Annotated in this window: 11 protein-coding genes; all 11 read left to right on the forward strand. The window is 67.7% G+C overall.

Annotation, left to right across the window (positions count from 1 at the left end; genetic code table 11):
* Position 1 precedes the first annotated feature (1 nt).
* Positions 2–970 (forward strand): FecR domain-containing protein, encoded by a 969-nt coding sequence (locus FHT08_RS13785; protein ID WP_166775383.1) that lies wholly within the window; start codon positions 2–4, stop codon positions 968–970.
* 156 nt (positions 971–1,126) lie between these two features.
* Positions 1,127–3,889 (forward strand): TonB-dependent receptor, encoded by a 2,763-nt coding sequence (locus FHT08_RS13790; protein WP_208408988.1) that lies wholly within the window; start codon positions 1,127–1,129, stop codon positions 3,887–3,889.
* 11 nt (positions 3,890–3,900) lie between these two features.
* Positions 3,901–6,033 (forward strand): penicillin acylase family protein, encoded by a 2,133-nt coding sequence (locus FHT08_RS13795; protein ID WP_343204148.1) that lies wholly within the window; start codon positions 3,901–3,903, stop codon positions 6,031–6,033.
* A 54-nt stretch (positions 6,034–6,087) separates the two neighbouring features.
* Positions 6,088–6,564 (forward strand): hypothetical protein, encoded by a 477-nt coding sequence (locus FHT08_RS13800; RefSeq protein ID WP_104536583.1) that lies wholly within the window; start codon positions 6,088–6,090, stop codon positions 6,562–6,564.
* A gap of 109 nt (positions 6,565–6,673) precedes the next feature.
* Positions 6,674–7,927 carry a dipeptidase gene (locus FHT08_RS13805; protein ID WP_166775385.1) on the forward strand — a complete coding sequence of 418 codons (1,254 nt, stop codon included), beginning with the start codon at positions 6,674–6,676 and terminating at the stop codon, positions 7,925–7,927.
* A 471-nt stretch (positions 7,928–8,398) separates the two neighbouring features.
* Positions 8,399–9,709, forward strand: coding sequence for an MFS transporter (locus FHT08_RS13810; RefSeq protein WP_166775386.1), 1,311 nt, complete (start codon positions 8,399–8,401; stop codon positions 9,707–9,709).
* Positions 9,710–9,734: 25 nt separating this feature from the next.
* A complete protein-coding gene (locus tag FHT08_RS13815) occupies positions 9,735–10,904 on the forward strand; it encodes a glycerate kinase (RefSeq protein ID WP_104536580.1) in 1,170 nt (389 codons plus the stop codon).
* 179 nt (positions 10,905–11,083) lie between these two features.
* Entirely contained in the window at positions 11,084–12,835 is a 1,752-nt protein-coding gene (locus FHT08_RS13820) for a diguanylate cyclase (protein WP_104536579.1), read from the forward strand.
* A gap of 133 nt (positions 12,836–12,968) precedes the next feature.
* Positions 12,969–13,361, forward strand: a complete 393-nt coding sequence (locus FHT08_RS13825; protein ID WP_166775387.1) for a DUF2628 domain-containing protein — start codon at positions 12,969–12,971, stop codon at positions 13,359–13,361.
* Positions 13,362–13,942: 581 nt separating this feature from the next.
* Positions 13,943–16,876: a TonB-dependent receptor gene (locus tag FHT08_RS13830; RefSeq protein WP_166775388.1), complete on the forward strand. Its 2,934-nt coding sequence runs from the start codon at positions 13,943–13,945 to the stop codon at positions 16,874–16,876.
* Positions 16,877–17,073: 197 nt separating this feature from the next.
* Positions 17,074–19,551 carry a GH92 family glycosyl hydrolase gene (locus FHT08_RS13835; protein ID WP_166775389.1) on the forward strand — a complete coding sequence of 826 codons (2,478 nt, stop codon included), beginning with the start codon at positions 17,074–17,076 and terminating at the stop codon, positions 19,549–19,551.
* The last annotated feature ends 98 nt before the right edge of the window (positions 19,552–19,649 follow it).

Here is a 19,649-nt window from a genome sequence, read left to right on the forward strand (position 1 = left end):
CATGCGCAGCATCGACGACATTGCCGCCGCCTGGGTGGGCCGCGAAGACGGCGACCGGCTGACGCCGGCCGAGCGCATGCAGCGCGACCGCTGGCTGGCCGAAGACGTGCGCCATCGCGGCGCCTATGCACGTGCGCACGCGGTGCACCTGCATTTCGACCGCGCGCGTGCCTTGGGGCAGGGCTTTGGCGCGGAAACGACGCGTTCGCGGCGCACGCATCGACGCGGCAGGTGGCTGGCCGCACTTGCCGCCTGTGTGGTCGCTGCGGCCACCGGCATGCTGGCAGTGCAGCAGGCCGTGCCCGACAACGGCGTGCCCGCCAGCGGCCATCACCTCACCCGCATCGGCGAGGTGTTGCGCCTGCCGTTGGCAGACGGCTCGGCGGTCACGCTGAACTCCGGCTCGGAGGTGGTGGTGGAGTTCAGCGCCGCCCGTCGCCAGGTCCAGTTACTGCGCGGCGAGGCCTTGTTCGACGTGGCCAAGGACCGTCACCGCCCGTTCGTGGTGATGGCGGCCGGCGCGGAAGTGCGCGCGGTTGGCACCAGTTTCAGCGTGCGCCGGCGGCAGGACGATGCCGTCAAGGTGGTCGTGCGCGAAGGTACCGTCGACGTGGAGGCCGAACAGCGCGCACCGCAGCGGGTGACAGCCAACATGCAGGCCATGGTCAGCCCGAGGCGGGCGGTGCAGGTACAGCCGCTGCCAGCACGGCGCGTGCAGCAGCTGCTGGTCTGGCGCGAGGGCATGATCGCCTTCGATGGCGACACGCTGGCGCAGGCCGCAGCCGAATTCGCCCGCTACAACGACATCCGCATCCTGATCGACGACCCCGCGGTGGCGCGGCGCACCGTGGTCGGCCTGTACTCGGCCAACGATCCGGAAGGCTTTGCACGCTCCGTCGCGCTGAGCATGGGCCTGCAGATCGAACACACCCGTGGCGGCATCCACCTGCGCGGCGCACTCGCGCAGTGATGTGCCCCGCTGCACGTCACTACCAGCGATGTCGATGGCGGAAAAGCGACGGCCACGCATCCAATAGACATGGGGCCACACAGCAATGGTGACAACGACCGGACAGCGGCGCACGCGCGCCAGCGGAGAGCAGTGATGCAGGCAGCAAGCAGGCGTTTGAGCAAGGCCATCGGCACGGCCGTGGCGATGATGGCAGCGGGACATGCCGTGGCAGCGTCAGCGCAGGGGCGCACCTTCTCGCTCCCCGAGAGCAATGCGGTGGTGGCGTTGCCGGAGTTTGCCCGGCAGGCCGGCGTGCAGATCGTGGCACCGGGCGAATATCTGCAACAGGTACGCACGCCGGCCGTGCAGGGCACGCTGGAATCGCGCGTGGCATTGCGGCAGTTGCTGGCCGGCACCGGATTGAGCGTGGTCGAAGACGACGGCGAGCGCATCACGCTGGCCTCGGCGCAGCCGCTGACGGCCGCGTTGCACGGCCACCCGGGTGTGGGCCACGCACAAATGGACGCACCCGCAGCCACGCCGGCAGCGTCCACGCCGCCCGCAGATGCCGCCGTCGGCAATCTGGATGCGGTGGTGGTCACCGGCGCGCGCGGCGTGCAGCGCACCGTCACCGAAAGTCCCACCCCGATCGATGTGATCGGCGCGGCGGAACTGGAAAAGACCGGTCGCCCGGGCCTGCTGGCGGCGCTCAACGATCTGGTGCCGTCGTTCAATGCACCGGCCAAATCCGGCAATGGCACCTCGTATGTGATCGCCACCGGCGGGCTGCGCGGGCTCAATCCGGATCACACCCTGGTGCTGGTCAACGGCAAGCGCCGTCATCGCACCGCCAGCATCAACATCGCCGGCATCGTCGGGCGCGGCTCGGTGCCGGTGGACATGAGCCTGATCCCGGTCTCGGCGGTGGACCACATCGAGGTACTGCGCGATGGCGCCGCCGCACAATACGGTTCCGATGCGATCGCCGGCGTCATCAACATCCTCCTCAAATCCGACGCCGATGGCGGCAAGGCCGACCTGCTGTGGGGCCAGAACATCGACCGCGCCGATGGCGACAGCAGCAGCGCCAGCATCGGCAAGGGCCTGGCACTAGGCAGCGACGGCTTCGTCTATCTGGCCGCCGACGCCAGGTATCAGCAAACCTCCAATCGCGCAGTGCCGGTGGCCGACGATTACCGGCTGTACTACCCGGTCAACGGCCAGCCGGACCCGCGCGAGGCCACTGCCGACCGCCTGATCACACGCAACTTCGGCCAGCCCTGGCAGAAGGGCGCCAACCTGTCCTACAACGCCGAACTCGGCCTGGGTGGCGAGTTGCGCGGTTATTCCTATGCGACCTACAGCCGCCGCCTGAGCGACCTGGAATGGTCGTTCCGCAATCCCAACGCCAACAACACCCTGCAGGAGATCTATCCGGACGGTTACAGCCCGCGCCTGCGCATCGACGAAACCGATTACGAGTTCACTGCCGGCATCAAGGGCCTGTGGGGCCAGTGGGACTGGGACCTGGCCACCAGCTACGGCCGCAACGCCTCACAACGCGACGGCCTGCACACGCTCAACGCCAGCCTGGGGCCGACCAGCCCCACCGCGTTCTATCTCGGCCAGCTGACCTCCACCGACTGGACCACCAGCCTGGACATCACCCGTGGCCTGCAACTGGCCGAGCGCCCGCTGCAGGTATCGCTGGGGGCACAGTACCGCTACGAAAAATACCAGATCCAGGCCGGCGAGCAGGCGGCGTATGCGGCCGGCGACTACGTGTTTCCGGCTAGCCATCCGCGCGCCGGGCAGGCGCCGCCGCCCGGCGCGCAAGGCGCGATCACCTTCCAGCCCGACGAGGCCGGCAGCCTGGATCGCAACAGCGGCGCGGCCTATGTCGACCTGACCTGGGACGTGGCCGACAGCGTGTCGCTGGGCCTGGCCGGGCGCTACGAGCGCTTCGACGATTCGGCCGGCGACACCGCGGTGGGCAAGTTCACCGCGCGCTGGGCCATGACGCCCAGCTTGGCGCTGCGTGGCGCGGTCAGCACCGGCTTCCGCGCGCCCGCCCTGGCGCAGGCCTTGTATGCGGCCACCAACAGCAGCTGGCGCACGCTGGACAACGGCGATCGCGAGCTGTTCCTTGCCAAGACGCTGCCGGTGGATTCCCCCGCCGCGCTGGCACTGGGCGCCGAGCCGCTGAAGCCGGAGGAATCCACCAACGCCAGCATCGGCTTCACCTACAACCCCTCGCGGGCGCTCAGCCTTACCGTGGATGCCTACCGCATCGATCTGGACGATCGCATCGGCATGACCGGCTACATCACCGGTGCGGCGGTCACCGACCTGCTGACCCGCGCCGGCGTGTCCGGGGTCGACAGCGCGCAGTACTTCACCAACGCCATCGACACCCGCACCGAAGGCGTGGACGTGGTGGCCACCTGGCGCATGGAGGCCGGCGACTGGGGCCGGGTCAACTGGAACCTGGGCTACAACTACAACAAAACCGAGATCACCCGCATCGCCGACAACCCGGCCGCGCTGGATTCGCTGGGCGCCGGCTACGAACTGTTCGACCGCGCCTCGCGCGGCTATCTGTCGCGTACCCCGCGCAGCAAGTTGCTGCTGGGCGGCAATTGGGTGATCGGCGACTTCGCGCTCAACGTGCGTGTCAACCGCTTCGGCAGCTTCGATGTGCTGGAGAACAACCCGGCCAACGACGAACACGTGCCGGCCAAATGGATCACCGATCTGGAAGCGTCCTACGCACTGTCCGAGCGCATCACCTGGACGCTGGGTGCCAACAACCTGTTCAACCAATACCCGAAGAACATCGGCGCGGTCGCCAGCACCGGCAGCGGTTTCTACGTCACCAGCGTGCCGTACGGCTTCACCGGCGGGTCCTATTACACCAAGTTGACCTACACCTTTTGAGGAGTGATCCAGTGCCGCGACTTTCTTCGATGCGGGCGCATGCGCGCAGTGCTTCCCTCTGCGCAGGGCTGTTGATCGCATTGTTCTGCGCCCCGCTGGCGGCGCTGGCCGGCGCCGGCAAGGACAGCGGCGAAATCCTGTGGGACCGCTACGGCGTGCCGCATATCTATGCCAGGACCGAAGCCGGCACCTTCTACGGCTTCGGCTGGGCGCAGACCCACAGCCACGGCAATCTGCTGCTGCATCTCTATGGCGAAGCACGCGGCCGCGCCGCCGAATACTGGGGCGAGCAGTACGCCGAACAGGATCGCTGGCTGGCCAGCAACGATGTCTACCCACGCGCGCAGCAGTGGTACCGACAACAGGCCCCGGGCTTTCGGGCCGACCTGGACGCATTCGCGCAAGGCATCAACGACTACGCGGCCGCACACCCGCAGGCCCTGGATGCAGAGGTCAAGGCGGTGCTGCCGATCACCGGCGTGGACGTGGTGGCGCACGCGCACCGGCTGATGAATTACGTCTACATCGCCTCGCCGGCCAAGGTGCTGGGTGAGCCGCCCAAGGACGGCCAGGCCCGCGATGGTTCCAACGCCTGGGCGCTGATGCCGAGCAAGACCCGCGACGGCCACGCCATGCTGCTGGCCAACCCGCATCTGCCCTGGGGCAGCGGCTTTTTCACCTACTACGAAGCGCATCTCAACGGCCCCGGCGTCGATCTCTACGGCGCCACCCAGGTGGGCCTGCCGATCCTGCGTTTCGGCTTCAACAAGCAACTGGGTTTCACCAACACGGTGAACACGCTGCTGGGCCAGACCACCTACAAACTGACGTTGTCGGGCGATGGCTATCTGCTGGACGGCAAAGTGCTGCCGTTCAAGCGTGAAACCAGAACGCTGAAGATCCGCCAGGCCGATGGCGCGCTGAAAGAACAGACCTTGCAGCTGCGGCAGTCGGTGCACGGCCCGGTGTTCGAACGTTACGACGGCAGCACCGTGGCGCTGCGTGTGGCCGGCCTGGATCGCCCCGACATGCTCAAGCAGTACTGGGACATGGGCAAGGCGCAAAATTTTGCCCAGTTCCAGCGCGCGCTCAAGCAACTGCAGGTGCCGATGTTCAACATCGTCTACGCCGACAACGCCGGCAACGTGCTGTTCCTGGACAACGGCATCCTGCCCAGGCATGCGCAGGGCGATCTGAAATACTGGAGCGGGCTGGTACCGGGCGATACCGCGGCCACGTTGTGGCGCGAGGTACACAGCTACGACGAGCTGCCCAAGGTGATCAACCCGGCCGGCGGTTTCGTGCAGAACACCAACGACCCGCCGTGGCTGGCGAGCTGGCCGCGGGTGCTGGACCCCAGTGCATTTCCGGCCTATGTCGCGCCATTGGGACCAATGTCACTGCGCGCGCAGAACTCGGTGAAGATGCTGGCCGAGCACGACAGCATCGACTTCGACCAGCTGGTTGCGCTCAAGCGTACCGCGCAGGCGCTGGCGGCCGATCGCACATTGCCACAGCTGTACGCTGCCGCCGCAGACAGCACCGATCCGGATATTCTCGCCGCCGTCAACGTGCTTAAGGCCTGGGACCGCCACTTCGAAGCCGACAGTCGCGGCGCGTTGTTGTTCGAGCAATGGGCGCGCTTGTTCACCGGCGATGCGCGCTATCTCTCGCAGGCCGGCTATGCCACGCCGTGGTCGCTGGACGCTCCGCTGACCACGCCCAGCGGCCTGAAGGACCCGGCGCTGGCGCTGCGTCAACTCAAGCAGGCCGTTGCCAGTACCAGGCAGGCCTATGGCGCCATCGATCGGCCGTACGGCGAGGTGTCGCGCTTCCACCTGGGCGATGTGGATGTGCCTGGCCGCGGCGGCTTCGGCAATCTCGGCGCGTTCGACGTGATCACCTGGAACCCGCCCAATGCCGATGGCCAACGCCTGCCGCAGCACGGCGAAACCTGGGTCTCGCTGGTGGAGTTTTCCACGCCCATCAAGGCCAAGGGCCTGATGAGCTACGGCAATGCCAGCCAACCTGGCTCGGCGCACATCAGCGACCAGCTGCCATTGCTGTCCAAAGGCGAGTTCCGCACCTTGTGGACAACACGCGCGCAGGTCGAGCAGCACCTGGAATCGCGCACCGACTTTTGACGTCGCCATCTCGACATCACCCACAGCACATCCCTGCATCCAAGGACATCGCCCATGCGCACCTTCCTGACCACCGTCTTGTTCGCCGTTTCGGCGTTAACTGCTACCTCCACCGCATTCGCTGCCGATCCGCACGACGGCGCCTGGACGTTGGTGGAATCCAAATCCAACTGGAGCGACGGCAAGTTTCCCAAGGGCATGCGGCTGACCATCAACGTGCAGTTCTCCGACAACCGCATCGAATACCACTCCATCAACACCACCCGGCCGCAGGCACCGTACAATGTCGATTACGTCACCACGCTGGATGGCAAGCCCAGCCCGCTCGACGAGCAGGCGCGCTTCAACCAGATCGCGGTGAGCAAGACCGGCGCCGACACCTACCAGATCCTCAAGATGAAGGACGACGACGTGATCGTCGGCGAGTTCTGGACGTTCTCTGCAGACGGCAAGACGCTGATCCGCAATGGCGTGGGCAAGTCGCCGGAAGGCAAATCCAAGGCGTATCACGAGTTCTTCGAACGCAAGTGAGTGCTGGCGCGTGGTCAGTGGATCACGCACGCGACATCCCCGGATCGTGCAGCGGCTGAGGCAAGCGCGGCTATGATCGATGCATCCCCCCATTCTTCTGCGAGCTGCCATGACCCTGCATCGCCTGTGCACCGCCATCCTGCTCAGTCTGGCCGTGGCCGCATCCGGCCACGCGCTGGAGTTTTCCAAGGCCGAGCTGGCGCGCGCCACGGCGCTGCAACAGCGGCTGGTCACGCTGGACTCGCATCTGGACACGCCGGCCAACCTGGAGCGCCCCGACTTCGACGTGTTGCAGGCGCATGCCGGCAACCGGCTGTCGCAGGTGGATTACCCGCGCATGGTCGAAGGCGCGCTGGATGGGGGCTTCTGGGCGGTCTATACCGGGCAGGGCAATCGCAGTGCGGCCGCGCACCTGGACGATCGCGATGCCGGCCTGCAGCGGCTGTTGAAGATCCACACGCTGGTGGCCGCGCAACCGCAGCGCTTCGCCTTCGCCAGCACGCCCGCCGATGCCGCGCGCATCAAGGCCGATGGCAAGCGCGTGGTGTACATCAGCATGGAAAACGCCAGCCCGCTGGTGGCCGACCCCACCCTGCTGCGCTTCTATTACGCGCAAGGCCTGCGCCTGATGAGCACCGTGCATTTTCTCAACAACGAGTTCGCCGACTCGGCCACCGACCCCAAGGGCCCGGAGTGGAAGGGCCTGAGCCCGGCCGGCCGGCAACTGGTGCAACAGGCGCAGGCGCTGGGCATCGTGATCGATCAATCGCATGCCTCCGATGCGGTGTTCGACCAGCTGATCGCATTGTCGCCGGTGCCGATCGTGCTCTCGCACAGTGGCGCGCGTGCGGTCTTCGACCATCCGCGCAATATCGACGACGCGCGGCTGAAGGTGCTGGCCCGGCACGGCGGGGTGATCCAGGTGAATTCCTACGGCGGCTATCTGGTCGACAGCGGCGCCAGCCCCGAGCGCAAGGCCGCCGAGAAGGCGCTGACCGAGCAATACGGCGGCTGGGAGCACATCAAGATCGCCGACGGCACGGCCCTGAGCGCCGCGCTCAAGGACCTGGATGCGCGTTACCCGATCAAGCGCGCCACCGAGGAGGATTTCTTCGCCCATCTGGAGCATGTGCTCAAGGTGGTCGGGCCCGAGCACGTCGGCATCGGCATGGACTGGGACGGCGGCGGTGGCGTGGTCGGCCTGGAAGATGTCTCCGACCTGCCGCGCATCACCGCCTGGCTGCTGCGCAAGGGTTACACCGAACAGCAGATCGCAGGCATCTGGGGCGGCAACCTGCTGCGGGTGATGGGGCAGGCGCAGGCGTATGCGGTGGGGAATGGGGAATCGGGAGTGGGGAGGTAGTGCTGGGATTGGGCAGTCGGGATTCGGGATTCGCAAGGCCGAGGCGGTCTGTCGTGCGGGGCTGGTCCTGCATAGCGCCTGGCGGTGGGGCGCTGGCTTGGTTGTTGGTGCAGGGCTGGGGTAGAAGCGCGTTGCTGCTGCGGCGTCGCCGGATTGGCTGATCGGGAGGGGGCGTGGTGCGTCAGCTCTAGCTGTCGGCCCGGTGGTCACTTGGCCGGGTGACCGCGCTGTATCGGGGCGGCCAGCTCTGCACCAGCATGGTTGCTGCAGCATTCCGAGCCTCGCACACGCTCGGGACACCTGATGTGGATTTGGGCATTTGCACAAAAACTGGCGTTTACCTGCCCACAGCCAGGCAGCAGGCTGACGATGCTTCCTGGAACAAGCGCCAACTAGAATGCGCCGACCCCTGTGCGGTGCCAGTGCCAGGGCACTGTGCGCCGGTGGGCCCACCGACTGCTGGAGCGTGCGATGACCCAAGCCTCCCGGCCCCTGCCGCCCCCCGACGGCATGGCCCCGACCTACCGCAGGATCCTGTGGCGGCTGATCCCGTTCCTGTTCGTCTGTTACCTGTTCAATTACCTGGACCGGGTCAATGTCGGCTTCGCCAAGCTGCAGATGCTGGGCGATCTGGGCATGAGCGAAACCGTGTACGGGCTGGGCGCGGGCATCTTCTTCATCGGCTATCTGGCCTGCGGGGTGCCGAGCAACCTGATCCTGCAGCGCATCGGCGCGCGCCGCTGGGTGGCGATCATGATGGTCAGCTGGGGCCTGCTGTCGACCTGCCTGATGTTCGTGCGCACCCCGGCCGGTTTCTACACCCTGCGCCTGCTCACCGGCGCGGCCGAGGCCGGCTTCTTCCCCGGCATCGTGCTGTACCTGACGCGCTGGTTTCCGCGCGCCCAGCACGGCCGGGTCATGACCGTCTTCATGTCGGCCATCCCGATCTCCGGCGTGCTGGGCGGGCCGTTGTCGGGCTGGATCCTCGGCCATTTTTCGGCCGGGCAGGGTGGCCTGGCCGGCTGGCAATGGATGTTCCTGCTGCAGGGCCTGCCCACGGTGTTGCTGGGCATCGGGGTGTGGTTCCTGCTCAGCGATGGCGTGCAGCAGGCGAGCTGGCTGGACACGCAGGAGAAGCAGGCATTGACCCGCGCGCTGGCCGCCGACGAAGCCGGCAAGCCGGCCGGTGCCTCCAGCTCGCTGGGCGCGGTGCTGCGCAACCCGGCGGTGTGGATGCTGGGCACGGTGTACTTTTGCATCCAGAGCGGGGTGTATGCGATCAACTTCTGGCTGCCCTCGATCATCCAGGGCAGCGGCGTCACCGACCCCATGCGGATCGGCCTGATGAGCGCCATTCCGTACCTGGCCGCGGCGGTGTTCATGGTGCTGATGGGCCGCTCGGCCGACCGCCGCCGCGAGCGCCGCTGGCATCTGGTGATGCCGCTGCTGATGGGGGCGGCCGGGCTGTGCATCGCCGCCAGCGTCACCGACAACCTGGGCCTGGCCCTGTTCGGCATGACCCTGGCCACGATGGGCGCGGTCAGTGGCTTGCCGCTGTTCTGGCCGCTGACCAACGGCTTCCTCACTGCCGCCGCTGCGGCCGGTGGGCTGGCGCTGATCAACTCCACCGGCCAGGTCGCCGGCTTCGTCAGCCCGTACCTGGTGGGCTGGATCAAGGACGCCACCCACAGCACCGAGCTGGCGCTGTACGTGCTGGCCGGGGCCATGCTGCTGGGCGCCGCGCTGGTGCTGCGGGTGCCGGCACGCGCGGTGAACCAGTGATGCATCCGTCCCAGCGAGTGTGCCCATGAAGATCGTCATCGCGCCCGATTCCTACAAGGAAAGCCTGTCTGCGCTGGAGGTGGCCACCCAGATCGAGGCCGGCTTCCGCGAGGTGTTCCCCGACTGGCAGTACCGCAAGGTGCCGGTGGCCGATGGCGGCGAAGGCACGGTCGACGCGCTGGTGGCGGCCACCGACGGGCGGGTGATCGACTGCACGGTCAGCGGCCCGCTCGGCATCCCGGTGCAGGCATTCTTCGGCCTGACCGGCGACGGCCGCACCGCGGTGATCGAAATGGCCGCCGCCAGCGGCCTGGCGCTGGTGCCGCCGGCCGAGCGCGCGCCGCTGCGCACCAGCACTGCGGGCGTGGGCGAGTTGATCCTGGCCGCGCTGGATGCCGGCGCGCGGCGCTTCGTCATCGGCATCGGCGGCAGCGCCACCAACGACGGCGGCGCCGGTCTGGCGCAGGCCCTGGGCGTGCGGCTGCTGGATGCGCAGGGCGAGTCGATCGGCCCTGGCGGCGGCGCGCTGGCGACGCTGGCCCGCATCGACACGCAGGGCCTGGACGTGCGGCTGCAGGACTGCCAGTTCGAAGTGGCCTGCGACGTGGACAACCCGCTGATCGGCCCGACCGGCGCCTCGGCGGTGTTCGGCCCGCAGAAGGGCGCCACCCCCGGCATGGTGCGCCAGCTCGACAGCAACCTGCAGCACTACGCCGATGTGCTGCAACGCGACCTGGGTGTGCGCCTGCACGACCTGCCCGGCGGCGGCGCGGCCGGCGGCCTGGGCGCGGCGCTGGTGGCGTACCTGGGCGCGCAGTTGCGGCCCGGCGTGGAGATCGTGGCGCAGGCGCTCGGGCTGGATGCGTTGGTCGCCCAGGCCGATCTGGTCATCACCGGCGAAGGCCGTCTGGACGGCCAGAGCCTGCACGGCAAGACCCCGGTGGGCGTGGCGCGCGTGGCGCAGCGGCACGGCAAGCCGGTGCTCGCCATCGCCGGTTGCCTGGGCAACGGCGCCGCGCTGCTGCATGGCCATGGCATCGACGCGATGTTTGCGGTGGTGCATCGCGCCTGCACGGTGGAGCAGGCACTGGCCGACGCCGCCAGCAACGTGCGCATCGCTGCGCGCAATGTGGCCGCCGCGCTGCAGGTGGGCCAGGGCTTGGCGCAGCTGCCTGCGAGTGCAGACATGCGCTGACGGCAGCGCGCGGGATGCCTCGCGCAGGCCGTGCCCATGCCGTGCCCATGCGGTCGCCACGTGGCGCGCGGGCCGCGCACAGCGTATCTTCTGTGCGATGGCGCACGCAACGCTGCGTTAGCAGGTATGTCCGGTCCGCTAGACTGAGCAGATTGCCCGGCGAACAAGCGAGCATTCCATTGAGCCACTGCGACGCCTTTGTGTCATCCACCTCCCGCGAGACCGAGCGGCTGTCGCGTCTGGCGCTGTTGCAGGTCGTCGATACCGATACCGAACCGTTCTTCGATGCGCTGGCGGCCGCCGCGCAGGCGATCGCGGGCACGCCGATCGCGCTGGTGTCGTTGGTGGATGAGCATCGTCAATGGTGCAAGGCCAATATCGGCTTGCCCGACGCCGGCGAAAGTCCACGCGAACTCGCATTCTGCGCCCACGCCATCCAGAACGATGCGGTGATGGAAGTACGCGATGCGCCGGCCGATCCGCGCTTTTGCGACAATACGCTGGTCACCGAGGCGCCGGGGATCCGTTACTACGCCGGCGCGCCGATCGTGTTGTCCGACGGGTTGCGCATGGGCACCGTCTGCGTGATCGACCAGCGCCCGCGCGCGCTGGAGCCGGCGCAACTGGCCGCCTTGCAGCACCTGGCCAGGGTTGCCGCCGAAGGCCTGGAGCAGCGCCGGCTGATGCTGGAGCGCGAAGACGCCAATGCGCAACTGCAGCAACGCCTGCGCGAGAGCGAGGCGTTCCTGGAACGCACCGGCCGGGTTGCCGGCGTCGGCGGCTGGGAAGTGGACGTCGCCAGCGGCACCCTGACCTGGTCGGACCAGACCTGCCGCCTGCACGATCTGCCGGCGGGCTACCGGCCGACCCTGGCCGAGGGAATCGGCTTTTATCCGCTCGATGCGCGCGCGGTGATCACCGAGGCGGTCGAGGCCTGCGTGCACGATGGCACGCCCTGGGATCTGGAACTGCCGCTGGTCAGCGCCACCGGCCGGCAGCTATGGGTGCACGCCACCGGCTCGATGGAGCATGTGGACGGACGCACCCGCCTGATCGGCGCGATCCAGGACGTCACCGACCGCCATCGTGCGGTGGATGCGCTGGCCGCCAGCGAGCGCAAGTTCCGCAACATGTTCCAATACAGCCTGGGCCTGATCTGCACCCACGACATGGATGGCCGCCTGATCAGCGTCAATCCGGCCGCCGCGCGCTCGTTGGGCCGCAGCGTGGACGGTGTGGAAGGCCGCTCGTTGTTGGAATTCGTCCGCCCCGAGCGGCATGCCGCCCTGCAGGGCTATCTGTCGCGCATGGTGCTCGACGGTCAGGACGCCGGGGTGATCGAGCTGGTCGCCAGCGACGGCAGCCTGCGCCACTGGCAGTACAGCAACGTGCTGGACGTGGAGTCCGACGCCACCATCGTACTGGCGCACGCCCAGGACATCACCAACCAGTACCAGCAGGAGAAACAGCTGCTGGAATGGTCGTTCACCGACCCGCTCACCAACTGCTACAACCGCCGCTTCCTGGACGAGCTCGACAAGCGCGACCCCAGCGTGCGCTGGGGCTGCATCGTGGTGGATCTGGACAAGTTCAAACTGGTCAACGACACCCATGGCCACCAGCGCGGCGACGAGGTACTGGTGCAGATGGCCTGGTTCCTCAATCAACCGCTGCGCACCCAGGACCGGCTGGTCCGTCTGGGTGGCGACGAGTTCCTGGTGCTGCTGCATCAACCCACCCAGCCGCAGCTGGCGGCATTGGCGCGCCACTACATGGCCGCCACCGACGACGCGCCGATCCAGTTCACCCTGGGCACCGCCCTGCGCAACGATGGCGAGGCGCTGGCGGCGGTGGTCGATCGCGCCGACCGCTCGCTGTATGCGCTGCGCCGGGCGCGCCGCGGCACCAGCGTCAGCGACGGGCGCGAATAACGTGCGGCGTCCTGCAGGCAGCCACTGCCGAAGCTGATCGGCGGCTGACCCTCACGTCTTGCCGGCGCCCGCGAACGTGCCGATGAATACGCGATCGCCTATCATGTAACCGTTTTCAACTACATGGTTTGGAATGGACACCTTCGATCGCACCCAGCTCAGTCCCAAGTGGCAGTTCCGTTTCGATTTCTTCGACCGTCACGGTGGCCCCAAAGACCCCAGTTACAAGAACGCACTGAAGACCTTGAGCTTTGGCGAGAAGGTCAAGGTCGGCATGAACTTCTATGCCTTCTTCTTCGGCGTCATCTATTTCTTCATCATCGGCCTGTGGCGCAAGGCGTTGAGCCTGATCGGCATCAGCATCGTGGTCAGCATCGTGGCCTCGTTCCTGCCCGCCGCGTTTCAGAACGTGCTGTGGCTGCCGTTGTCGTTGTTGACCGGCATGATCGCCAACTACTCCTATTACCTGGACAAGGTGAAGGGCAGCACCAGCTGGAACCCGTTCGAAGGCATGCGCTGGATCTGAAGCAACTGCGTCACCGGCGCGTCGGCCCCTCCCGCCGCCATGCCAGCGTCGCCAAGCCCGGTCACTGACCGGGCTTTTTTATGGGCGAACCAAGCCCCGGGGACCAGGCCCCTCTCCCCCCGGGGCGATAAGGCACAGCGTGCGCGCCACTGGCGCGCGTGCCTGGGAGCGCCCGCGCTGCTAGCGCGGGCCCGGGGCGCGGAGCGGGGGTTGGGGTGCGGGTCCGGCCCACCGATACGCAACACGCCCAGGCGCAGCTCTCTCAACCGACCGCGCGCAACGCAGCCCAATCTGACCCCAAGCCGGCTCATCCGTCAGTGCAGCTGACACGCGCCGGAAACGCAGTACCCGGGCACTCGCAACAGATTGATTCAAAACACCTAAACCTCGGAAAAACTGGCGGAACCCGCACACTTTGCTGCACCGCGGTGTGCAGCAGGTGGGCGAGAATGCTTAATCTTTGCCAACCCGTGACACACGACTGTACCGAATTTAGATCGATCCAAGTACCCCATTCCCCCGCAAGTGTTTGAAAAGACGAAGTCTTTCCGTCGTACTACCGTCCTCGACGAGACGCTTGAATGACCGATCACCGCCGTTGTCGCCCGCAGCTGCTGTCCCGCGCCGTGCTGCTCGCATTGCTGTCACCCCTGCCCGTACTGGCCCAGCAGGTCAGCGCCCCGCAACAGCTCGATGCCGTCACCGTGACCGGTTCGCGCATCAAGCGCGTCCAGGCCGAAGGACCGGCGCCGGTGCAGATCATCGGTTCCGAGGAGATCCGTGCGCAGGGCTTCACCACCGTCTACGACATGCTCGGCACCCTCAACCAGGCCATCGGCACGGTGGAGGCCGACGTCAGCTGGGGCTCGCATACGCCCAACGCCAGCCCGCTCAACCTGCGCAATCTGGGCCCCAACCGTAGCCTGTTGCTGGTCAACGGCCGCCGCGTGGCCGACTACCCGCTGCCGTACAACGGCCAGAGCAACGTCTCCAACTACAGCAACATCCCGGCCGCCGCGGTGGACCGGGTCGAGGTGCTCACCGGCGGTGCCTCGGCCATCTACGGCTCGGACGCGATCGCCGGCGTGGTCAACGTGATTCTCAAGCAGAACTACAGCGGCGACCAGTTCCGCATGCGCGGCGGCACCTCCACCGAGAGCGGCCGCGATACCGCCGATGTGTCCTGGGCCGGCGGCCGCACCGGCGACAACTGGAGCGTGACCTACGCGCTGCAATACACCAGCCGCGACCCGCTGTTCGGCCGCGACCGCCCGCAGATGGACGACGCCAGCGATGCGCCCTACAGCGCCCGGACCGCCGAGCAGCGCCGGGTGGGATTTCGCCCCAGCAGCGGCATCGCCCTGATCGACAACGCCAGCGGCACCCGCCAGGCGCCGCCGCCCGGTGCCTGCGAGCAGTTCGGCGGCGAGTACTACCTGGCCGACCGGCTGCTCTACAACCGCAACACCGGCGTGACCAGCAATACCGGCCAGCTGTGCGGGCTGAGCGCCGACTACGCCAACTGGCTGCTGCGCAGCGGCAGCAAGGACCTGTCCGGCTATCTCTACGGCACCTGGGAGTTCGGCAATGGGGTGCAGGCCTGGACCAACCTGGCGGTGTTCGATTCCCAAGCGCAGTGGGGCACCTCGCCGCCTGCGGTGCAGCTGCCGGCCGGGCTCGATTTCCCGGCGTTCTACGATGTGACCAGCGGCCAGCAACTGATCGGCGTGCGCCAGTTCATCGCCGCCGAGGTCGGCAGCCAGGCCGGGCTGCGCAACCGCAACCGCGAGCGCTCCTGGGACATCAGTGCCGGTTTTCGCGGCACCCTGGCCGACGGGCGCTTCGATTGGGAGGCCTCACTGGGCCGTTCGTACTACCGCGTGCAGGAGCGCATCTCCACGGTGGACTGGCAGCGCGCCAACGCCTATTTCCTCGGCCCGCAGCTGGGCACCGTGGATGGGCTGCCGGCCTATGCGCTGGACCGCGCGCGCTGGTGGACGCCACTGACGCCGGGCCAGTACGCGCAGATCGGCGCGCACTCGGTCAATCGCGCCGCCTCCTGGGTCAACCAGGGCGCGCTCAGCCTCAGCGGTACCCTGGCCGACGGCTGGGCCGGGCCGATCGAATTCGCCGCCGTGGCCGAAGCCGCGCAGCAGGGCTACCGGCTCAATCCCGATCCACGCGCCAATCTCGATTACGAGGTGCAGAACGTCGACCGCGGTGGTGGCGAGCGCACCCGCTATTCGGCCGGGCTGGAGTTCAGCGTGCCGCTGACCAGCACGCTGATCGCCACCCTGGCCGGCCGCTACGACCGCTACGGCGACTACAAGGCCTATAGCGACGACGCCAACCTGCTCGACATCGGCACCCAGAAGGAATCCACCTGGAGCGCCGGCCTGCAGTGGCGTCCGATCGACAGCCTGCTGTTGCGCGGCAGCTACGCCACCAGCTTCCGCGCCCCGGACATGCACTACCTGCTCGGCCAACCCAGCTCGGCGCAGGTGCGCACGCTCGACCAGTACCGCTGCATCGCCAGCGGCGCCTACCGGATCAACAACTGCACCGGCGACAACACCGCGGTGACCTATCCGTTCGCCATCAATCGCCGCGGCACCCCGGACCTGGACTCGGAACTGGGTAATTCGTGGACGGTGGGGTTTGTCTGGGACGCGTTCGAGCATGTCTCGTTCACCGCCGACTTCTGGAGCATCCATCTGGAAGACGAGATCCGCGACATCGACGAAACCACCATCCTGCGCGACGAGGCCGGCTGCCGCACCGGGCTGACCATCACCCCCGGCCAGGCCTGGTCCAACCCGGGCGGCGCCGATTACTGCGCCTCGATCCTGGCCCGCGTGCAGCGCGATGCAGGCGGCGCCATCACCGCGATCGAGCGCGGCCCGATCAACCTGGCCCAGCGCGACGTACGCGGCCTGGACCTGTCGGCGCGCTACCAACTCGAAACCGGCGTCGGCGATTTCCAGCTGGGTCTGGATTACACCAACCTGCGCTCGATGCGCGAGCAGACCTACCGCACCGATCCCAACCCCGAGCGTCGCGACCGCGACATCCGCAGCAAGCTGCGCGGCAGCGTGAGCTGGCTGTACGGCAACTGGAACGCCACCGTCTACGGCGACCGTGTCGGCGCGGTGCCCGGCGTGCGCTCGCACTGGGGCCTGGACCGGCTCGACAACCCAGGCGGTTGCGTGCCGTTTGCCGATGGCGGCGTGCCCGACGACCGCGCCAACTGCACCGACACCGATCCGGCCAGCCCCACCTTCGGCCAGAGCACCCGCAAATACTTCGGCCGCGTCGGCCCGGCGATCACCTGGAACGTCAATCTCGGCTATCGCATCACTCCGGCGATGAAGCTCAACCTCTACGTCAACAACGTCTTCAACAGCACCGGCTACAACCACAAGGATCCATACAAGCTCGATTACGAGTTCTACAACAGCCGCCTGTTCAGTCCGGTGGGGCGCGAGATCGCGGCAGAATACGTGTTCGATTTCTGAGGCGACCAATGCCCGGCGAGATCGTCAGACGGCAGCGGGTGGCCGTGCCGGCGCCGGCACTGCACGCGAGTGCCGGCCGGTCTCGGGCCGCCGCTCGTTCGAACGCGGTCGTTGTACGCCGAACGCTGCGTGGTGCAGCGCTCGGCAGGGATCCTCCACCTGCGGCTTCGGTCGCCCGCTCCCCCGAGGTGTCTTGCATGCTCTGCGCAGTTTCGTTCGACCGTTCCGTCTTCCGCGGCGCTGCGCTGCCGTTCTGGCGCCGCGCTGCCGTCGGCCTGTGCCTGCTCGGCATGGCGGTGTCCGCGCCGCTGGCCGCGCAGGACCCGGCGCAGGTCAACACCTTCATCGGCAGCAAGGACGACGGCAACACCTTCCCCGGTGCCTCGGCCCCGTTCGGCCTGGTCCAGGTCAGCCCGATCGGCGCGCACTACGCCGGCTGGCGCTACGACGACCCCAGCATCCGCGGCTTCGGCCATTCGTTCCTGTCCGGGGCCGGCTGCTGGGAGCAGGGCGGGCAGGTCTCGGTGCTGCCGGTCACCGGCCGCATCGGCCCGGGCGGCGACTTCGACACCGGCGACGCCAAGGCCTTCGACCAGAAGCGCTACGCCGCCCGCTACACCCATGACGGCGAAGTCGGCCAGGCCGGCTACTACAAGGTGCGGCTGACCGACTACGGCGGCATCGACGCCGAAGCCACCGCGCTCACCCGCGCCGCGGCCGAGCGTTACACCTTCGCTCCCGGCGCCGACACCGGCCATGTGCTGGTCAATCTGGGCCAGGCCAACGACCGCCACGTGGTGATCGGCAGCCAGCTGCAGGTGGTCGGCGACCGCGTGGTCGAAGGCAAACTGACCACGCGCAGTTTCTGTGGCGGCCACGAATACACCACCTGGTTCCGGCTGGAATTCAACCGCCCGTTCACCGCGCACGGCGTGTGGGGCGAAGACGGCGGCGTGCCCGATGCGCGCCACGGCATGGGCGGCGAACTCAAGCCCAATGGCGCCTGGCTCAGTTTCCCGCTGGGCAACAACAAGAACGCACGCGCAGTGACCGTGGTCAGCGCCATCTCGCACGTGGATGCCGAAGGTGCGCGCAACAACCTGCGCGCCGACGGCATGCTCGGCGGCAAGCTGCTGGGCCTGGAGCAGATGCGCCAACGCGCGCAGCAGGCGTGGCGCAAGGAGCTGGCCAGCCTGCAGCTGGATGGCGCCAGCGCCGACGACCGCAGCGTGGCCTACACCGCGCTGTATCACGCCCTGCTGCAGCCGCTGACCGGCAGCGATGTCGATGGCCGCTATCGCGGCTTCGACGATGCGATCCACCGCGCCGATGGCTGGACCTATTACGAGTATTTCTCGCTGTGGGACACCTATCGCTCGCAGAACCAGCTGCTGGCGTTGCTGCAGCCGACGCGCGCGCGCGACATCGGTCGCTCGCTGCTGGCGATCCATCAGCAAGGCGGCTGGCTGCCGCGCTGGGGCTATGCCAACTTCGATACCAACATCATGACCGGCGATCCGGTGACCCCGTTCCTGGTCGACCTGTGGCGCTTCGGCGCGCTGCAGGACAACCAGGCGCAGGCGTACGCAGCGCTACGCCAGAACGCCTTCGAGCAACCGCCGATCAACTCGCGCCACGCCGGCCGCTCCGGCAACGCCAGTTACCTGGCCAACGGCTTCGTGCAATACGACCGCGCGTTCCCGTCCAAGGGCATGGATGTGGACCCGCACCACGGCGGCTCGGCCACGCTGGAGTACGCGCTGGCCGACTGCGCGTTGGCGCAGATGGCGCAGGCGCTCGGCCACCCCGACGACAGCGCGTTGCTACGCAAACGCGGCGGCAACTGGCGCAGCGTCTGGGACGCCAACGTGCGCGATACCGACACCGGCTTCAGCGGGTTTCCACGGCCCCGGCTGGAAGATGGCAGCTGGTACGCCCCCTCGGACGATCGCTACAGCCCGCGCTCGCAGCACGGCTTCCACGAAGGTACCGCCTGGCAATACCAGTGGCTGGTGCAGCAGGACATCCCCGGCATGCTGCAGGCCATGCACGGCAGCGAGCAGGCCGGCAAACGCCTGGATGCCTTCTTCGCCTACGACGATCTGCTGAAGGACCCGCTCAACGCCGCGCGCACGCACTGGGTGGTCGGCCCGTACAGCTATTACAACCAGTACCGCTACAACCCCAACAACGAACCGGATCTGCACGCACCGTGGATGTACACGTTGATCGGCCAGCCGTGGAAGACCGCCACCGTGGTGCGCGCTGCGCAGCAGCTGTTCACCAACGCGCCCAACGGCGTCACCGGCAACGACGACCTCGGCACGATGTCGGCCTGGTACCTGTTCAGCGCCCTGGGCCTGTATCCGGCGGTACCGGGCAGCGGACAGTTCCTGCTGCACGCCCCGCGCTTCAAGCGGGTGACGCTAAACCTGGGCAACGGCAAGCGCCTGCGCATCGACGCCCCCGGCGCCGATGGCCGCGCGCTGCAATACGTGGACAGCGTGCATCTGAACGGCGCGCCGCAGCGGCAGGTGTTCCTGGATTGGGCCCAGTTGCAGCAGGGCGGCACGCTGTCGTTCGCGCTGACCAGGCAGGCGCCGACCCAGGGCTGGGGCACCCAACCAGACGCACTCCCGACCTCGTTCTGCGCCACGCCTGCAGTCGCGCCTTGAGCCAACGCTCCTCCCCGGGTTGCGGGGAGTGCGAGGGAAAGCCCTGACGTTGCCGGCGCACGTGCTCAAGCCCCTCTCCTGCGGGGCGATAAGGCACA

It is taken from the genome of Xanthomonas sp. CFBP 8151, assembly GCF_011761885.1.
Lineage (GTDB): Bacteria > Pseudomonadota > Gammaproteobacteria > Xanthomonadales > Xanthomonadaceae > Xanthomonas > Xanthomonas arboricola_B.